This is a genomic window from Myxococcales bacterium, assembly GCA_016699535.1.
Classification (GTDB): domain Bacteria; phylum Myxococcota_A; class Polyangia; order Polyangiales.
Window position 1 is genome coordinate 3192376 of sequence record CP064980.1, and the last position, 18988, is coordinate 3211363.

Consider the following 18988-nt stretch of genomic DNA (forward strand, 5'->3'; position numbering starts at 1 on the left):
AGGTTCAACCCCACAGGAAGCGGCTCGCCTCGCTTCTGCACCAGCGTTCAAAGCAGGCGAACTTGCGAGCATCGCAAAACGAATTTCTTTTTCAAAACTGAGCAAGGTTTTTATTGAGCTTTCAACGCTAGAACGCAGCTTAAAACAAAGCCGTGTACCGCCCAGTGTTCTATTGCAACAGAGCATCCTTAGCCTGCTAGACGCGAATTAGCGACGAGCTCTAAAGCAAACGCAAAACACTTAGGAAGTAGGCGTTAAGCTGGTTTCTGACGCGCCCTTCTTTCGCCGCAGATAACGGAAAGAACTGAGCCATGGATAGAGCGTCGGCAGTATCCCAAGCGTAAGCAACGTTGAAGTGACCAGGCCGCCAACGACAACAGTCGCCAGAGGTCGCTGAACCTCCGATCCAACGCCCGTCGCAAGCATCATGGGAACGAAGCCAAGCGCCGCAACCAGGGCTGTCATAAGCACCGGCCGCAGACGATTGTGCGCGGCAAAACGAGCGGCTTCCATGGGCGAGGCGCCTTGTTGCTCTTTGGCAACCAAGGCATTCATCAGCACCACGCCGTTGAGCACGGCAATACCACTAAGCGCAATGAAACCAACCGCAGCAGAAATCGACACCGGCAAGCCCCTCGCATATAGCGCCATGATGCCGCCAACAGCGGCAAAAGGAACATTCAGCAAAATAATCAAAGCGATCCGAATTGAGCGAAATAAAATAAAAAGTAGCAAAAAGATTAAGACAAGCACTGCTGGTATGACAACCGCTAAACGAGCCTGAGCACTTTTAAGGCTTTTGTACTGCCCTCCCCACTCCAGTCTCATCCCCGTCGGAACATCCACATGCTTGGCGATGGCCACTTGAGCATCCTGAACGGTGGTCGCAAGATCACGACCGCGAACGTTAAAGCCTACGACGACTCGTCTAAAACCGTTGTTTCGATTAACCATGGCCGGAGTGGGCATGCGTTCAACTTTTGCTACGTTGCGCAGGGCCACGGTGTGTCCTTGCGCCGTGACCAAGGGAAGCTCAGAAGCACGGTACGCATCCGGCGATAGATCAAAGCGTACACGAAGCGGAACACGAATAGGACCATCGTAAGTCAGTCCTGCATCGACTCCACGTCGAAGTGCTTGAACGTGATTAAGTACATCTTCGGGACTAAAACCGAATTGCGCCGCGGCAAGTGGATTGGGTCGAACTTCGATAACGCTAACCGAAGGTGGCGCTGAAACACGCACATCTTGCGCACCATCAACCTTTTTAAGTGCGCGAACCGCTTGCTTGGCAACCGCATTAAGTTCGGTGAGGTTTTCACTGTAAAAGCTAAGGCCAACATCACTCACTTCACCGCCCAAAAGCTCATTGAAACGCATTTGAATCGGCTGCGTAAAACTCATATCTTTTGGTTTCGCTGAGGGCGAGACAGCTTTCTCGATCTGGGCAATCAAATCAGATTTGCTAAGCCCTTCTCGCCATTGATCTTTGTCTTTCAAGTCAACAAAAACATCGGCCTGCTCCAAACCCATGATGTCGGTGGCGACGGCTGGGCTGCCTATCCTACTTACGATGCGGTTTACTTCAGGAACCTTTCGCAAGATGTCCTCTTCCATAAGCAAACTCTGGTTGACCGCACTCTGCACCCGTATGTCAGGCTCTCTCAGCGTCTGTATGACCAAATCCCCTTCATCGAGTTGTGGAATAAAGGCACTGCCCGAATGGGCAAAAAGATAAATACCACTGCCCAGCAGTAGAACTGCGGTTGTAGCCACGACCAAAGGTCGTTTTAACATGCGATCAAGCTCGGGCTCATAGATGCTTTGGACTTTACGAATCAGCCAGGGCTCTTGCTTGGGCACATCACGATCACGCAAAAACAAGCGAAGAGCAGGTGGAATAAAAAGAAGCGACAACACAAGCGCAGTACTAAGAGCAAACACCACGGTAAGCACCATGGGACGAAACATTTTTCCCTCCACACCTTGGAGCGAAAGAATCGGAATGTAGACCAACAAAATAATTAATACTGAAAAGAACACAGGCCGTGCCATGCTATTTGACACGCGATCAACACAGCCACGAACATGCACCTTTTTCTGCTGCATTTCGTGAAAAACGCTCTCCACCATCACAATGCCGCCGTCGACCAGGAGACCAAAATCAAGTGCGCCAAGACTCATCAAGTTTGCAGGAACATCAAAGAAAACCATAGCCACAATGGCACCAAGCATCGAGAGAGGAATCAGCGACGCTACAAGCAAGCCCGCACGCAAGCTGCCGAGCAAAAAAAACAAAACAAAAATAACAAGCAAGCCACCTTCAAGAAGGTTCTTGGCTACCGTTTTCAGTGTGGCATAGACGAGCTCGCTACGATCGTAGACTTCTTCGATTTCAACGTCCGGCGGCAAAGCCTCACGTACTTTTGGCAATGCCGTATGCACGTCTTTGAGCACTTCCAAAGCATTGGCTTCAAGAAGCATCTGTAGCATCACATAGACCGTCTCGCCGCGACCATCCAAGGTTGCCGCGCCAAGCCGCGGCCGAGCACCATCTTGAACCGATGCGACATCACCAATTCGAATCACCGTGCCATCCTCGTTTAACCGCAAGACGGTAGCAGCAAGTTCAGAACTACTTCTTGGCCAAGACACGCCACGCAACAAGGTTCCGCTTTGTCCTCGATGCAAGGTTGCCCCAGCCACTTGGCCGCTCGCGGCGCGAACAGCTTGAATGACTTCATTCATCGTAACTTTATAGCTCGCCATTAGACTGGGATTGGCAATGACGTCAAGAGTTCGTTCTCGCCCACCCCAGGTATTAACTTCAACAATGCCCGGCACCGACCGCAACAGCGGGGCGATTTGCCATCGCGCCAACTCATACAGTTCGGTGGTGCTTCGCTTATCCGAGTGTAAGGAGAAATGGTAGATTTCACCTAGACCACCGGTCATGGGTCCAAGTTCAGGCGCATCAACCCCATTAGGAAGACTCGTAGCAATGCTTTGGAGCGATTCTTGGATGAGCTGCCGTGCACGAAGAATGGGAACATCTTCGTCAAACACCGCAGTTACTGAAGAAATGCCGTAACGCGATATGCTACGCTGCGATTTTAGTCCTGGAACCCCACCAATTCGCATTTCGACCAAGCGAGTGACGATGCGCTCGACTTCTTGGGGAGTAAATCCCGCAGCGCGCGTAAGTATCATCACTTGTCTGCCGGTCACATCGGGCAAAGCGTCAAAGCGCAAATGAAAGGTCGCAATCAGTGCCAGAAGGGCACCCCCAATGACCAAAACCACGGCCCATCGCGCACGCGCAAGGGCAAAGTTCACCCATTTCTCAATCATCTTGGCTGCCTCGCTCCAGTGCTCGCGCTGCGCCAGCGCCCGTTTGTTGCACCGCTCGCGCTGCGCCAGCGCCCGCTCGACTCGCCTCTTGCACTAAGGCTATGCGATCGCCTACGGCAAGCGGACCGCGAATGAAGGCATTGTAGTCGGTTGACGCAATCACTTCGATTTCGATATGGCTTTCTTTATTGTTTCGGTCTCGAAGCACAGTGATTTTCCCGCTCTGCTCGGCCACCATGCTTTGAGGGATTTCAAAAACCTGCACTGCACTATTGATACGAACCCGACCACGCAAACCGTCCGCAAAGACCGCTTCTTTGGCAAATTCATACCACAGAAGCCACGTGCCATCTGCACTTTGCACTTGCGATATCGCCTCGGGATTAAGCGCCAAGATTTTCCCCGCGTTATCAATAAAACTAAGCGAATCAGCTTTTGGAAAGCCGCCCAAAACACGCACTTCGACGCGACCTTTGCTTTCACCAACAATACGAGCAAGCGGCTTATTACTACCAAGATCAGGAATCTCCCCAATACGAGCGCTTAGCTCGGTAAGCACGCCGGAGATGGGAGCACGCAAAGTCAACGACCCCTTTGCCAGGAGCGATTTTGCAGCATCAGGAGAAATGCCCGAAGCCCGCAATACTGCTGCCGCTCGTTTCGTATCAATGCCAAGTTCCGCTTGTGATTTTTGCTGCTCAAGCACTCTAGATTGATCAACGATGCCTTCTTCACGAAGGGTTTCTAGACGCTCTGAGCGTGCTTTATACACCACCGATCGCTGCATGGCGCTCAAATACACTGCCGCAGCATCAAGCACCTCGGGGCAAAGTACATCTAGTACAGCATCACCCTTTTTTACTTTTGCACCGACCGTTGCATGCAGCGCCGTAATCCGTCCGCGGTAAGCCAAGGCAATGCCTGCTGAAGCATGTGGTGCGCGCACCACGGCTGGCGCTTCAAATACCGAGGTCGTATTGGCCTTTCGTATCAGGTACCAGTCATAGATAGTTTTCTTTGCTTGATCAGCCATCTTTGCTTTCTGCGTTTGAGGCTGCTCTTTTTTTCCACGCGCGCAAAACGACAAAACACTCGCAAACCCGATGATCCAAATTGTTTTCATTTGCTGCTTCCACGGTTGTGCAGTGCTTTCATGAGCAACCACAGTTTTATCTTTGCCCAACTAAGAGCTTCCTGGCTAAGCGTTGAAAGCTCGCGTGTCGCTATCCACTGACGACGTGCTGTAACCAATTGGAAAACACTTCCTTCGTTTGCAGCAAGAGCTTTTTCCTGAGCATCGACGAGATTGGTAACACTTGGCAGGGCCTCTTTCGTTACAAGCCTTAAAAGGCGGGTCTCGTGCTCAACCTCGTGGATTGCAGCAAGAAGCTGCGCTTGACCATCCCGCCGAGCTTTGTCCTTAGCAACGTTAAGCCGTTCAACTTCTTCCAGGTGCTGCGAGACCTGTCGTTTTGCCGCGTTCGATACGGGCACGGAGATACCCACTAAGCCAAAACCAAGCCAAGACGTGGGTGATTCCCGCTGCACTTGTGCTCCGATTTGAAACATCGGCGCTACCGAAGCATCGGCTTCACTCACCCTTGCCTTTGCAGAGTCCCGAAGCAAACGTGCATATTGAACCGAGGGCAGTGCATCGACGCGTGCAATGAGAGATGGCGTATCAAAGTGCTTTGGGAGCGCAACGCGAGGTGGATCTCCCTTGGTCGTCAGTTTGGTATTGGGTTTTCGGCCCATTGTTTCACATAGCTTTAGAACCTGATAAAATTGCATACCTTCCAGATCGAGCGACTTCATCTTAAGTTCAGCAAGGTGAGACCGGGCGGATTCCACATCCAGCACGGTCGCCTCGCCTAGCTTTTGCGCCCGCTCAATGGCGCTCAGGAAAGTCTCAGTTAGTTTGGTTGCATCCGCTGCCATGCCGCGTAGTTTCTCGATTCGCCACAAAGCAAGCCAGGCACGGGCGATTTCCAGGCGCGAGCTTAATAGGTTGGCTTGGACTTCTGCGGCAATCGCCTGACGTTCCTTCTTTGCCGATTCACGTCGCGCGCCACCGAGATCTTCAAGACTAAAAGACTCTGAGAAATTAGCTTGAAATTCAAAGCCCTTGGACTCAGCCGGATGAGGACGAAACCCCGGCATAAACGAAAACTGCATCGGACCTGCGGTACCGCCTATTCCATCGTCGCTATCGCGTCTGGTTTCTAAGGCCATGCTTGAGCTTTTTACCGCGCTCGCATGCTGCACCAAGCCGACAGCCTCCTCAAAACGAAGGGCTTCCGCTTGCACGCGTGATGGCACGAATAAAAGTCCACAGACAACGAGGTAAATCCCTCGAATGTAGGAAAGCAACATACGAATAGTATCCCTATATGAAGAACAAATATGACATCTGGGACTACTCCCAGGAACGCGTCATGTGACGGAGCTTTCAGTTTTTTCTATATTTTTCTATACGTCAGACGACGGATGCAGGTCATTTAGCGCATCCTTTTCGGTCGACGGCAACAGAAGATCTTCTAGAAAAAACGCCGACAGCTCTGTGCGCCCTGCAAGTCCGCCTTTTCGGTATACCGCTCGCGCTTGGTCCCGTGCGGTACGCTCGCTTGTCTTCCGCAAGGATGAAATATCGGCAATACTCACGCCTTTGAGCAGAAAAAGTGCCACTTCTTTTCAGCGTTGCTCAATTGCCAGCGGAGAAACTGTTGGTCTATTTGCTCACCAAGACCTCTCAAAAGCTGCTGAGAAGATTCCTTCCACTGGTGTGCCTCGGTCTGAAGACGTCCCAATCGTCGTCTCAATCTGACCGTACGACGGCGCTGACTTCGAATAATAGAAAAAGCAGTTAAGCCCAGCACCAAAAATGAGACCAGATGCATGACCAGATGCATGGGATGCACACCCGCGCGCCAATCGACAAAAAGATCCGATCCTAGAACAGCAGCGGCAAGTGTGAGACCAACAACCCAAAGACGAGCCGTGCGACCTGGAGGCCACCAGCGCAGATCATCGTCAATCCAGCTTACCCACTCACTTTGCTCAATTTGATGACGCGTTTGCGCGTGATCCATTGCAGCGTGTGCTTAGTTAAGCGCTGCAACCTTAGTGTGCAGACGCGAAATGTACCGAGAGCCAGTCTTACGATGAAAGACCCCTTTGCTCACTGCCATGTCAATACTTCGCGCGACACGCGCAAAGGCTGTCTGAGCTGCTGCGGAATCACCTTGTTCCACCGCTTCACGAACTGCCTTGGTAAAAGATCGCACTGTGCTGCGCACATGGCGATTTTGCTCACGGCGCTTTAGGCTTTGGCGATGTCGTTTTTCTGCAGACTTATGATTTGCCATCTCTTTTTCGCTCCCTACATACCACTCGGAGGTGGGGGATTACCGCTCAAGTAGACGGCTGTCAAGTGAATCTCATAACAAATTGCGGTAGCAATGAAATTATTGTAGTATAATGTGAAAGGTTCTTTATGGAAGGGAGGCCAAAGGTGCCCTCCGCCGAGGCAAAACGCGAGCCAGAAAAATTACCAAGAACGATTGGGCGTTACCATATTCTGGGTCACCTCGCATCGGGCGGTATGGCTGAAGTCTTGCTTGCAAAGTTGCTGGGTCCCAGTGGCTTTGAACGCCCTGTCATCATCAAGCGAATCTTGCCCCACCTCGCAAAACGCACGGAATTCGTCAAAATGTTCTTGGATGAAGCGCGCATCATCGCAGCGATTCGTCACCCCAACGTCGTGCAAGTTCAAGACTTGGTTCACGATGGCACCGAACTTTACCTCGTCATGGAATATCTGCCGGGTGAAAGTCTGGCTGGTATTATCACCCGCTATAAATCCATGGGTGAGCGCTTAGATTTTGCGCTTTGCGCTCACATTATTTCAGAAGCCTGCGCTGGTCTGCATGCCGCGCACGATCTTAAAGATCCCGATGGTCACCCACGCGAGATCGTCCACCGCGACATCTCGCCTCAAAACATCTTTGTGACCTATGATGGAACCACCAAAGTCCTTGATTTCGGCATTGCGAAAGCAAGCGATCGCGTTACTAGTACGGAAGCAGGTCAACTCAAAGGCAAATTTGCATACATGTCTCCGGAACAATGCCAAGGGCTGGCTTTGGACCGACGAACCGATATCTTTGCACTAGGCATTGTGCTCTACGAGCTCTCCACCCAAAAACGACTCTTCGCTCGAACCAATGCCATGAAAACGCTCGAAGCGATTTGTTATGGCGACTTTCCTGCCCCATCCACCCATATTGATAACTACCCGGCAGAACTCGAGCGTGTCGTACTCAAAGCCTTAAGTAAAAAACGGGAGGACCGCTATCAAACAGCAGCCGACATGCGCAGAGACTTAGTCGGCGTTGTCTCTTCCCTTGGCTTTCAAGGTATTCCTGAAGAAACCTTAGCGGCACAGATGGTCGATGTCTTTGCTGATCGTGTGGCTGAAAAGCACGAGTTGCTTCGTCGGGTGCGTAGCGGCTCAACCCTATCGCATATTCCTGCGGCAGAAATAGGCTCCGATCTCGAAGCCGAGGAAGGGTCGCGACCTTCTCTTACAAAGGGCCTTGCCACAAGTGGCGTGCATCGCGTTGACACCAGCGCAGGAACCAGTGTCATGACCTCTGGAAAAAAGCGTTCCGCCTGGTGGTGGCTACTTGCTGCAGCCATTATTGGAACGTCATTTTTTATCGTTAAAACCTCCACAAAAGCGCCATCGCCTGGCCAAAACAAAGCCTTTCCAGAAGCAAACTCTCTACGATCTGATCCGGTAGCAGAACGGCAAACACCCCCACCGGCCGAAAAAGCCAAGCAGAGCATCGCCCTAAGTATCGATAGCGTCCCACCTGAAGCCGAGGTCAGTCTCGATGGTGAAGTTGCCGGAAGCACGCCACTTACACTCGAACTAAAAGAGGAAGCACCCCACTTCTGATACAGGTTCAAAGCAAAGGCTTTAAACTCTATGAGCGACGCCTCGTTCCGAGCTCCGATCAACAACTGCACCTTGTCCTTGAACGCATCCCCACAAAGATACGCAAAACAAAGGCATCACCAAAGAGCGAGGAGCCCGACAACGGCGGCGGATTTAGACGCTTTAATTAGTACTCTGACCTAGAAGCTTGCAGCGATGCGGGTTAATGTCCGGACGTCGCTATGGATAAACCGGCCCCGAAAACAAACTCTCAAACTGTAACGCGCTCTGCGTTAACCGTTGCATCGGGGACACTGCTTTCACGCATTTTCGGGGCTCTTCGGGACGCTGTGATTGCTGCTGTTTTTTCGTTGAAGCACACCGATGCATTTTTCATAGCGTTCACGATTCCGAATTCGCTACGGGTCTTGCTCGGTGAAGGGGCGATTTCAGGAGCCTTTGTTCCAGTCCTTTCGCAAACCCATGAACGCGAACCTGAGCGCTACAACCATGTTTTCGGCGCTTTGTTTGGGATGATGGGACTGATCTTATTTGCTGTCACGGCCCTGGGTGTGCTCTGCGCACCTTATCTCGTATCGATGTTTGCAGCGGGCTACCTTGAGCACCCCGAGAAGTTTGACCTAACCGTTCAACTAACGCAGGTGGTCTTTCCCTATATTTTCTTGATGGGTATTGCCGCGCTTTTTACAGCCAGTCTTCATACACTGGGTGTTTTCTCCGTTCCCGCTTTTAGCCCTGTGTTTTTAAACATAGCGCTTATCTCAGCAGCGTTTGTACTGCCAAGTTGGCTAAGGCTACACGGCTATCCCGCGGTACTTTCTCTTTCCTTGGGAGCTTTGGCTGGAGGTGTTCTGCAAATTCTCTCACAGCTCCCTGTTTTGCTCAAGCGTAAAGCCATGGCCCTACCGCGAATCGATTTCAAAGACCCTGCTGTAAGGAAGGCGCTTCGCTTGCTCTTGCCGCTGATCCTTGGACTCGGAACCTACCAACTTAATGTGATGGCCTCTCGCCTGCTTGCATCATTCCTTGCAACTGGCGCGCAAAGCTATCTCTACTACAGCCAACGTTTGGTTGAAATTCCGCAAGGCATGATCGCTTTGGCCATTGGCGCTGCTGCACTGCCTACCCTCTCAAAACTGATTAGCAAGGGAGAGCACCAAGCGGCGCAGCAAACGCTTAACGATGCTTGGCGGCTTTCATTGTTTATCACAATCCCTGCAACGGTTTTTCTTACTGGCTTTGCCGATGCCACGGTGAGTGTCGTGCTTGGCCGCGGCAACTTCGACTCAGAGCAAATCCGTCAGACGGGCGCTGCCTTACGCGCACAGGCGATTGGTATCTGGGCGATTTCAAGCGTGCGAATTCTTATCCCCCTGTTTCATGCAAACAGCGACACCCGCTCGCCAGTAAAGGCTAGCATGATTAATCTCGCCATCTTCGTGACGAGTTCCGTCGTCTTGATGCAGTTTTGGGGACACCAAGGAATTGCCGCGAGCATCGCACTCGCGGGGATCGCGCAACTTGCTGTGCTTATTCTACTCAGTAGACGCACGGGCCTTAGTCCTTCGCTTCGCCCGGTGCTCCACAGCAGCTGGCGTATTGTCGTGTGCTCAATGCCCATGATGTTGCTATTGTTGGGGGTTAATCATTTCTTTAACTGGGCAGTGCAAAAAAGTTCCTGGCTCTCGATTGCTGTCTACCTAGGCACAACCCTCCTTGCTGCAATCGTGTATACGGGGATGGCAAAACTGATTCGACTTCCAGAGCAGCAACACTTTTTCGACGCATTTAGACGTCGAAAATGAGGATGAAGCCATCACAGGCAAGAAACGAGGCTTTCCCCTTCATGCTATTTTGCGCTAGCTTCCGAAGCTATGGAATCTGAGTTTGTCGCTGCAGCCTCTTCGTTTGAGCAATTGCCCGCACCGGTTTTTGCCGAACTTGCATTGGTGGGCCGCTCCAACGTTGGCAAATCAAGTTTGATCAACACCTTGCTTGGTCGCAAGAAACTAGCTCGCACGAGTGGTCAACCAGGTTGCACTCGCAGCCTTAATCTCTACCGAGTTCATGTGGGGCCAGGCTGTTTTGATCTCATCGATCTACCCGGGTTTGGTTACGCCAAGCGAAGCAAAAGCGAACGCAAAAAGTGGCAAAGCATGATTGAAAGCTTCCTTAACCAACGCGTTGGACTGCGCGGTATTTTACTTATCGTCGACATTAGGCGAGGCCTGGAAGAAGAAGAACGAGATCTTAGTAATTACATCAAGTCCTTGGGTTGAGTCTGCAGATTGTCGCCACAAAGATGGACAAGCTTCCTCTAAACCAGCACAAGCTCGCCGTGGCTAAACTGAAGAAAGATACCCCTGCGCCGGTAGTTGCATTTAGTGCGCACAACCAACTTGGCAAAGAAGTACTTTTTAGCCGAGTACTAAAACTGGTCGGCATCGACGCAGATGCCGTATCGTCCAGGCATCCGACATGAAACTTCTTCGCATTGTTCTCAGCGATTTACACCTCGGCACCGGCATAAAACGCGGGGAACTCAATCCTTTTGAAGACTTTGTCCACGATGATCGTTTCGCGGATCTTTTACAGTACTACGACGAAAAAGCTGGTACAGAAACTGAAATCGAACTCATCCTCAATGGGGACATTTTTGATCTCTTGAGGGTTAAAATCGATGGCAAGTGGCCGCTCGAAATCACCGAGGAGATTGCCACCGAAAAACTTCGCAAGTGCCTTGAAGGTCATCCTCGTTTTGTTCGTTCCTTGCGAGAGTTTTTAGCCAAGGCCAAACGTCGTGTTGTGTATTTACCCGGCAACCATGATCTCGACATGTGGTTTGCCGCACCACAGGAGCTTTTTCGACGTTACGTTGCTCCTGCGGATGGTCCAGCCGACAAGCTTCGTTTTATTACGAGCAGCGACACGTATTATTTACCGGAAGGCATTCAGATTCGGCACGGACATCAACTCGAGCGCATCCATCGCGTGGACTACCAACACATGACGCGCACGGACAAGAGCGGTGTCGAGATTCTCAACCTTCCCTGGGGCAGCATTTGGATCCTTGAAGTCATGAACCCCGCAAAAGAACTCAGAAACCATATCGATCGGGTGCAGCCGTTTAGGCGCTTTTTAGCTGCAGGCTTGCTCTTCGACACCAAGTTTGCGCTGCGTTTTTTGCTAATGTCATCGGTGCATTTTATTCGTCACCGCGTGTTCCGCATTCATGTTTGGAAAGAACGTATTCGGAATTTCACAACGATTCTTCGTGAGGAAATTTTCACCATCGGCACCTACGACGACGCGGCAACCCGTGTGTTGAGGCAGTTGCGCGGCGTTCACACCCTTATTGTTGGACACAGCCATGGTCCGCGCTATCTTTCGCTGCCACGCGGGAAAGTTCTGGTTAACACCGGAACATGGATGCGCATGATTAACGTTGACTTGGAGCACTTGGGACAAAACAGCGGGCTTACTTATGCGCTTATTGAATACGATGAAGAAGGAAGGCCACAAACCTCGCTCATGCGTTGGTTTGGCAAACAGCCGACTTGCGAGACCATTCCTTATGCAGACTAGGTTTTTACCGTGACAGAGCCCACCATAACGCTGCTTGTCGTCGATGACGAGCTTTCAAACCGCGAATCGCTTGAAAAGATTTTCACGCGAGAAGGGTTTCGTGTTCTTTTGGCTGGCGGGGCACAAGAGGCGCTTGAACTTTGTCGCAATCACGTTGTCGATATTGTACTTTCAGATTTGATGATGCCTGGCATGAGCGGCCTTGAGTTATCGAAAGCGCTCAAAGTCGTGGCCCCCGATACGGAAATAGTGCTGATGACGGCCTACGGCACGATTGAAACCGCTGTACAAGCCATGCGGCAAGGCGCTTACGACTTTGTCGAAAAGCCGCTCAAACGCATGAACATCGTAAAAACGGTGCGCAAAGCGGCAGAGCGCGCTGCCTTGCTGGCGGAAAACCGTCACCTCAAACGCGCGCTTTTTGCCATCAGCAACCAACGCATTATTGGCTCATCCCCTGCCTTGCGCCGGGCCTTAGATACCGCACGTCAAGCTGCGCCTTCGAGTGCAACTGTTCTACTGCTAGGGCAAAGCGGTACCGGAAAAGAGCTGCTTGCTCGCTACATTCACGAGCACAGCGAACGTCAAGGTGAATTTGTAGCAGTGAACTTAGCGGCCTTACCAGAAACCATTGTCGAAGCAGAGCTTTTTGGACACGAGCGCGGCGCGTTCACAGGGGCCATGCAAAAACGTATTGGTCGCATCGCACAGGCTAACCGCGGCACCCTATTCTTGGATGAAATAGGCGAGCTACCTGCCGCCATTCAAGTCAAGCTTCTGCGTGTTCTTCAAGACGGAATGTATGAGCCCTTAGGCGGGAGCAAAGAGCATGCCGATTTCCGCTTGATTGCTGCCACAAATCGAGACCTGGAGTCGGAAGTCAATGCCGGGCGTTTTCGTGAGGATTTGTATTATCGCCTTAACGTCATTGCTATAACCTCACCGCCCCTTTCCGATAGGCGCAACGACATCCCTTTGCTGGTTGATCATTTTCTTGATCTGTACAGCAAGAAGAACAACAAGGCGACGTTTAGCTTCTCCTCAACTGCTATGGAAAAAATGTTGGGCTATGGCTGGCCCGGTAACGTTCGCGAACTTGAAAACGTGATTGAGCGCATTGTCGTCCTCAACACGAAAGCAGTGATCGACGCCGAAGACTTGCCGCCGCCCATCTCGGATGCACAAGCCCATCAAGGCGATTTGGTGTTTTCCTTAGGTACGCCACTTGCACAAATCGAACGTGCAGCCATTGTCGCCGCGCTCCGTCACAGCGGCGGAGACAAACAACTCGCAGCGCAACTGCTCGGCATCTCTGCGCGCACCATCTACCGAAAATTGGAAGAAAAAACCTAAAAAATGCCAAGGTTGACATGTTTATCGCATAAAACATGCCAGCTTTGTCATGTTAGCATTTGCGATTGTTAAGTTTTTCTAAGTTTTTGCCAAACTGTCAACTCACTCCGATTTAAGCACCGTCACACTGTCAGCTTGTCGAAACACCGGTCGATGCAGAATCGAGGTTTATCCACGAATTAACGTAAAATATAAGAGGATCTGTCAATCGTTGCAACTTGGCATGGTCTTTGCTGCAAGGCTATACGTGGCTTACGAATTAAAGCAGCAACATATCATCGTTGGGATAGTTGGCCTTACCTTTGTGCTGAGTGCCATGCTCTTTGCACACGGGTGCACACGCATCATCGCCACGAGCACACTAAGCCTCGATCCAGAACTTCAACAAACACAAAGTGGAGGCGCGCTCCCTCAATTCTCAGCACGCGGCGCCATCGGATCAGCGGCGAGCAAGCGACGTGACCCCAAGCCTCTGCTAAAAAGAAATATTTTCGATTCGGCCCTAGGACCGTTGGATCAGATTCCAGCACCCGAAGCCACAGATGGCGGCCCCCTCGTGGTCGATCCAAACGCGCCGCCACCACCGTGTGAAGGCGGGATTCGTTTAGTCGGATCATTTGCCTTTCCTAAACTTCCCGAATACTCCTTTGCCGCCATCGCAACATCGTCTCAGACCGGCATGTTGTTTCGCAGCGGTATGAGTGTTGATGGCAACATCGTTGCAGATATTTATCCCGATTTAGTTTTTCTTCGTCGTAGTGGCGGCGGATTATGCACCCTGTCCATGTTTGGCCAAGAAGCGATGGTAAGACCGCCTAAAGCAAGCACGGCCAGTACAGCCACCACAACGGATAAAGCAGGCGCTATAAAAACGCGCACCGGTTTTGGTGTCGATGAGATCAGTGAGAACATCGAAAAGATTAGCGATACGTCGTATAATATTAATCGCTCCCTGGTCACGAAACTCCTTGAAGACCAGTCCGCCATGATGCGTGCAGCTCGCATACGCCCTGTCAAAGAAGGCGACCGTGTTATTGGCGTCAAACTTTCAGCCATTCGAAAAACAGGACTACTGGGCCAACTTGGATTGAGCAACGGTGATGTGCTTCGCACGATCAATGGATACGACATGTCGGATCCAAGCGCGGCGCTTCAAGCCTATGCACGCCTTCGCAATGAAAACAGCCTTACCGTTTCGGTGCTGCGAGACGGTAAGCCAGTGAACATGACGTACAACATTCGTTAAGAAGATGGGAACTATGACTAAGTACACACAACACTTTTTTTGCCGCGTGCTAAAGCGTCCTCATGGCAACGCTTATGCTGGGAAGCAGTGCAGCCTTTGCACAACCCAAACCAAAGCAGCCCGTAAAAGAAGAAGCCCCAAGCCCCGGTCCTAAACTTACGCCCCCTTCGCCCAGAGTTGCAACACCACGCGATGGCCAACCAAGACCTCGTCCCAGAGGAGCACCGGCGATTCCTACGCCACCCGCTACGCAGCAACCAGCAGACAATGCAGCGCTTCCATCCGACATGAAAGCCTTTGAGACGGGTCTTGAATACAAGCCGACCCCTCCTGGAGCACGCATTACTTTTAATCTCGAAGATGCGGATTTGCCTGAGCTTGTACGACTTATTTCTCAGATCACAGGTCGGCGTTTCATTTTGCCTGGAAAGGTTCGCAGTATCAAAGCTACCGTCTTTGCGCCAACTGAAGTCACTGCAGCAGAAGCCTACCGTGCCTTTCTTTCCATCCTTGAGATGAATGGCATGACGGTCGTTCCCGCCGGACGCTACTTGAAAATTGTCGAGACCGCAGGCGTTGAAAAGCAACCACTTCAAACCTATGTCCCTGGCGAATCGACTCCAGGTGATGACCGCTACGTCACGCGAATGCACCGGCTTTCAAATCTAAGCGCCGATGATGTAACTCAGCTGCTCGGCCGTTTCAGTTCCTCAGAGGGCAGCATCACTGCCTACGCACCGACCAACACCATCATCATCACGGACACCGGCACGAACATTCAACGAATGATGCGTATCTTGGAAAGCATCGATGTGCAGCGCACCGGCGAGCAGGTATGGATCGAGCCGGTGTACTATGCCGATGCCAGCGACCTTGCAAAGACTTTAGAAGACATGTTTCCTTCAGCACGCTCAGCCGGAAGCGGAAGTCCTTCTTCAAGCTCCAGTGCCTCCAAAAGCCCGTCACGAAGGGAAACCGCAGGCTCAAAGTCCAACAACTCGGCAACGATTGGCCTTGGATCGGGCGATTCACGCGTTACGAAAATAGTAGCCGATGAACGATCGAACTCGCTGATCATTGTCGCAACAGAAAGCGCTTATTTGCGCATGCTTGAAATCATCCGTGAGCTGGACAAATCACTTGAAGGCGAAGGCCGCATTCATATTCACTATTTACAACACGGTGATGCTGAACAAATCGCTTCAACCTTGAGCAACCTGTCAGGCAACTCGGAGTTCAAGCTCAGGCTCTTCTGGCGGCAAGGGTCGTGCGGCAAGCAGCGGTCCTGCCGGTCCAACCAGTGCTCAGTTTGAAGGGCAAATCCGCATCACAGCACACACCGCAAACAACGCTCTTGTTATCACGGCTTCGAGTCATGACTACGCTACCCTGCGTCCAATCATTGAAAAGCTCGACCAACGCAGGCGTCAAGTCTTCATTGAAGCAGCCATCATGGATCTTTCCGTCAGTCGTTCACGAGACCTGGGTGTCCAATTTCATGGCGGTGTATCGGATCAGCCCACGGATGGTTCCATTGGTGTGTTGGGATGGCAAGCTCAAAACACGGTGGGGTTGCTTTCGGATCCAACATCAACAAGTAAGCTGCTCAGCGGTCTTGCCGTTGGCGTACGTGGACCACAAATCGATGTCGCCCAAAGCATTGGCCTTTCCTTACCGGCTTTTGGCGTCGCACTTAACGCCATCGCACAATCATCGGACGCCAACATTCTCGCCACGCCACATTTGATTGCAATGGACAACGAAGAAGCGGAAATAAGCATTGGCGAAAACGTCCCACTTCAAACCAACGGTTTCGGATCTGCATTGTCCGGACTATCCGGGCTTGCCGGCGCAAGCGGACAAACAAACGCAGCTACCTCAGGGCTTGGGGGATTAGGCGCACTTGGAGCTCTCGGCGGTTTCGGAAACGTGCCGCGTCAAGACGTGGGAACCACCATTCGCATCACACCTCACATTAATGACTCCGATGAAATTCGTTTAGAGATCGAAGAAGAGATTTCCGAAGTAGCGGCTTCAAATGAAGGCACGCTGGGCGTTAAAACCTTAACTAAACGCACAGCCAAGACGCAGCTCGCTGTAGAGGATCAAGAAACCGTGGTGATTGGCGGTTTGATGCGAGACACCGTTGTGAAATCCGAAACCAAAGTTCCGATTCTAGGTGATATTCCTCTGATCGGTGCACTTTTCCGGAGCACGCATCGAGAAACTCGAAAGTCGAACCTCCTTTTGTTTCTCACGCCTTACATAATTAGAGAGCCAGCCGATTTGCGTGCCATTTTTGAACGCAAGCTTCAGGAGCGCCAAGAATTCGTGGATCGCTACATGGTGTTCAACGACCACGAATACACACCACCGATTGACTACTCGCGAACGCGTGGCCTGTTTGCTGAAATGACCAACGAGATGGACTCCATGGAAGCAGATCATCAACTTCTGCTTGACGCAGAAAATGCGCCGCGTCTTGAACACAAACCAAGAGCCGCAGTGGGCAACTCATCGCCAGAGGACTACGAGCCTTCCGAAGGTAACGTAATCATTGGTCCAGATGGCGAGCAAACAACCGTGGGCCCGAGTTCAGACTACAATTCAAGCTCCGATGACACTTCCAGCAGCGAAGGAATTCCTTCTCCTCCAATCTCTCCCTTTCGCGGAACCTTCGGGCGAAGCAGAAATGAAGTCGACTCAGAGTCCCTGAAGGAGGAGACGGGAATAGTGATGCAGACTGATTTTGTCGGCGAAGTACTCGTCAAGCATGGCGCGCTTAGCAGCGAGAAACTGGCGGAAGCTTTGGAGGCTGCCGAAAAGAAGGGCAGTCCACTTACCGACATTTTGCTTGCAGCACGTCTCATTGATGAAGACAAGTTGCTTGAAGCACTTGCTAAAGAAATGGGCATGGAGATTGTTTCTCAAATTCAAGTCGATAAGATCCCGACCGAGTTGATTGAGCTTGTGCCCATTACCTTTGCACGACAACACAGCCTTCTGCCCTTTGCAGAGAAAAATGGGAACGTGATCGTCGCGGTTGCCAACCCCCTTGATCTTGCGCCATTGGACGATCTTCGTGCGCTTTTGAACAAGCCGACGATTCCAGTCGCGGCACTTGAAAGCACTGTTTTTGATGCCATCAACCGCGTTTATGAACGCAAAGATGAAACCGCTCTTTCGGAAGCGAAAGATGGTCACACGGAAGAGGAACTTCAAGACCTTATTGATATGAAAGATGAGGCTCCCGTCATCCGCTGGGTCAACAATCTCTTTTACAATGCCGTACGCGACCGAGTCTCTGATATTCACATTGAGCCCAGCGACAACCAAGTTGTTGTAAGAACCCGAATAGACGGAGAACTCTACCCCGTCAAAACAGCTCATAAAGGGTTTCTGCCGTCCATCGTAAGCCGCATTAAGATCGAGGCAGGTCTTAACATCGCTGAAAAACGTTTGCCTCAAGACGGTCGTATTACAAAGAAAATCGCTGGCAAACTCGTCGATGTACGTGTCTCAACCGTACCGACTGCAAAAGGCGAACGAATCGTCATGCGTCTGCTCGACAAGGAACAAGTACTGCTTGATTTACCCGATTTGGGTTTTGATCCGAGCCAGTTGCATGTGATGGAATCGTTCATCACACGCCCTAACGGGATTATTCTTGTCACCGGACCAACGGGTCAGGTAAGACCACAACGCTTTATGCCTGCTTAAACAAAGTCAACAAGCCTGGCATTAACATTTTAACGATTGAAGATCCTGTAGAGTATGAACTTAAGGGAATTGGACAAGTCCAAATTCAGCCCAAAATCGGATTGACTTTCGCTTCTGGCCTCCGAAGCTTTTTAAGGCAAGACCCGGACGTCATCATGGTCGGCGAAATTCGTGATCATGAAACTGCAGAGATTGCGATTCACGCATCGCTTACCGGTCACTTGGTTTTATCAACACTGCATACAAACGATGCAGCAGGAGCCATAACGCGTCTTGCGGAAATGGGGATTCAGCCCTTTCATATTTCTTCGACCCTGCTTGCAGTGCTTGCGCAACGGCTTGTAAGACGACTTTGTCAGCACTGCAAAGAACTCTATGACCCTTCAACCGAAGAAGTGCGCGCGCTTGGCATCAATCCGGAGTTGGTGTCGACGCGCACTAACCCTTCCATTGACATAGCCAAGCTCAAAGCTTTGCAGGGGGAAAAAGGAACTCTAACCGTCCCAGAACACAGCGCCTTTTACAAGCCCAAAGGCTGTGAGCATTGCGCTGGCACAGGATATCGAGGCCGGCTGGGTATCTATGAATTGCTTAGCGTTGATGAAGCCGTACGCCGGGAAATTAACCAAAACAGTGATTCAAAATCCATTCATCGAGTTGCGGCACAACATGGCATGCGCTCATTGCGTGAAGACGGCGCTCGGCAAGTCTTAGCGGGAAAAACAAGCATTGATGAAGTGCTCGCGGCAACGCAGGCTGGGGAGTTGGAATAA

Annotated in this window: 14 protein-coding genes and 3 pseudogenes; 11 read left to right on the forward strand and 6 right to left on the reverse strand. The window is 51.3% G+C overall.

Going from position 1 to position 18988, the window contains the following annotated elements; genetic code table 11:
* Nucleotides 1-240: 240 nt before the first annotated feature.
* The 6 genes from IPJ88_15055 to rpsT all read right to left on the reverse strand — a co-directional run bounded on the left by IPJ88_15055 (nt 241) and on the right by rpsT (nt 6716).
* Nucleotides 241-3351 carry an efflux RND transporter permease subunit gene (locus IPJ88_15055; GenBank protein ID QQR89501.1) on the reverse strand — a complete coding sequence of 1037 codons (3111 nt, stop codon included), beginning with the start codon at nt 3349-3351 and terminating at the stop codon, nt 241-243.
* A complete protein-coding gene (locus IPJ88_15060) occupies nt 3344-4474 on the reverse strand; it encodes an efflux RND transporter periplasmic adaptor subunit (GenBank protein QQR89502.1) in 1131 nt (376 codons plus the stop codon). The genes IPJ88_15055 and IPJ88_15060 overlap by 8 nt, the downstream gene beginning before the upstream one ends.
* The gene (locus IPJ88_15065) at nt 4471-5724 is read right to left on the reverse strand and encodes a TolC family protein (GenBank protein QQR89503.1); all 1254 of its coding nucleotides are present in this window, start codon (nt 5722-5724) and stop codon (nt 4471-4473) included. The genes IPJ88_15060 and IPJ88_15065 overlap by 4 nt, the downstream gene beginning before the upstream one ends.
* Before the next feature lie 96 nt (nt 5725-5820).
* Nucleotides 5821-6036 carry a hypothetical protein gene (locus IPJ88_15070; protein ID QQR89504.1) on the reverse strand — a complete coding sequence of 72 codons (216 nt, stop codon included), beginning with the start codon at nt 6034-6036 and terminating at the stop codon, nt 5821-5823.
* The gene (locus IPJ88_15075) at nt 6009-6440 is read right to left on the reverse strand and encodes a hypothetical protein (GenBank protein QQR89505.1); all 432 of its coding nucleotides are present in this window, start codon (nt 6438-6440) and stop codon (nt 6009-6011) included. The genes IPJ88_15070 and IPJ88_15075 overlap by 28 nt, the downstream gene beginning before the upstream one ends.
* Nucleotides 6441-6452: 12 nt before the next feature.
* Complete coding sequence (gene rpsT, locus IPJ88_15080; protein ID QQR89506.1) at nt 6453-6716, reverse strand: 30S ribosomal protein S20; 264 nt, start codon at nt 6714-6716, stop codon at nt 6453-6455.
* A gap of 146 nt (nt 6717-6862) precedes the next feature.
* Between rpsT and IPJ88_15085 the strand changes: the two genes are divergently transcribed.
* The 11 genes and pseudogenes from IPJ88_15085 (at nt 6863) to gspE (ending at nt 18988) form a co-directional block, all read left to right on the forward strand.
* Nucleotides 6863-8311, forward strand: a complete 1449-nt coding sequence (locus tag IPJ88_15085) for a serine/threonine protein kinase (protein ID QQR89507.1) — start codon at nt 6863-6865, stop codon at nt 8309-8311.
* Nucleotides 8312-8532: 221 nt separating this feature from the next.
* Nucleotides 8533-10116 (forward strand): murein biosynthesis integral membrane protein MurJ, encoded by a 1584-nt coding sequence (gene murJ, locus IPJ88_15090; GenBank protein QQR89508.1) that lies wholly within the window; start codon nt 8533-8535, stop codon nt 10114-10116.
* Between the two features lie 69 nt (nt 10117-10185).
* Entirely contained in the window at nt 10186-10590 is a 405-nt protein-coding gene (gene ysxC, locus IPJ88_15095; GenBank protein ID QQR89509.1) for a ribosome biogenesis GTP-binding protein YsxC, read from the forward strand.
* A complete protein-coding gene (locus tag IPJ88_15100; GenBank protein ID QQR89510.1) occupies nt 10587-10793 on the forward strand; it encodes a hypothetical protein in 207 nt (68 codons plus the stop codon). The genes ysxC and IPJ88_15100 overlap by 4 nt, the downstream gene beginning before the upstream one ends.
* Complete coding sequence (locus tag IPJ88_15105; GenBank protein ID QQR89511.1) at nt 10790-11896, forward strand: metallophosphoesterase; 1107 nt, start codon at nt 10790-10792, stop codon at nt 11894-11896. Before IPJ88_15100 ends, IPJ88_15105 begins: the two co-directional genes overlap by 4 nt.
* A 9-nt stretch (nt 11897-11905) precedes the next feature.
* Entirely contained in the window at nt 11906-13249 is a 1344-nt protein-coding gene (locus tag IPJ88_15110) for a sigma-54-dependent Fis family transcriptional regulator (GenBank protein ID QQR89512.1), read from the forward strand.
* Between the two features lie 247 nt (nt 13250-13496).
* Nucleotides 13497-14495, forward strand: a complete 999-nt coding sequence (locus tag IPJ88_15115) for a hypothetical protein (protein ID QQR89513.1) — start codon at nt 13497-13499, stop codon at nt 14493-14495.
* Nucleotides 14496-14557: 62 nt separating this feature from the next.
* On the forward strand, nt 14558-15808 hold the full coding sequence (locus tag IPJ88_15120; protein QQR89514.1) for a hypothetical protein: 1251 nt from the start codon (nt 14558-14560) through the stop codon (nt 15806-15808).
* Nucleotides 15744-15926 (forward strand): annotated as a pseudogene (locus tag IPJ88_15125) (hypothetical protein). The gene IPJ88_15120 and the pseudogene IPJ88_15125 overlap by 65 nt, the downstream one beginning before the upstream one ends.
* 21 nt (nt 15927-15947) lie before the next feature.
* Nucleotides 15948-16769, forward strand: a pseudogene (locus IPJ88_15130) (type II secretion system protein GspD).
* Between the two features lie 159 nt (nt 16770-16928).
* A pseudogene (gspE, locus tag IPJ88_15135) lies at nt 16929-18988 on the forward strand (type II secretion system ATPase GspE).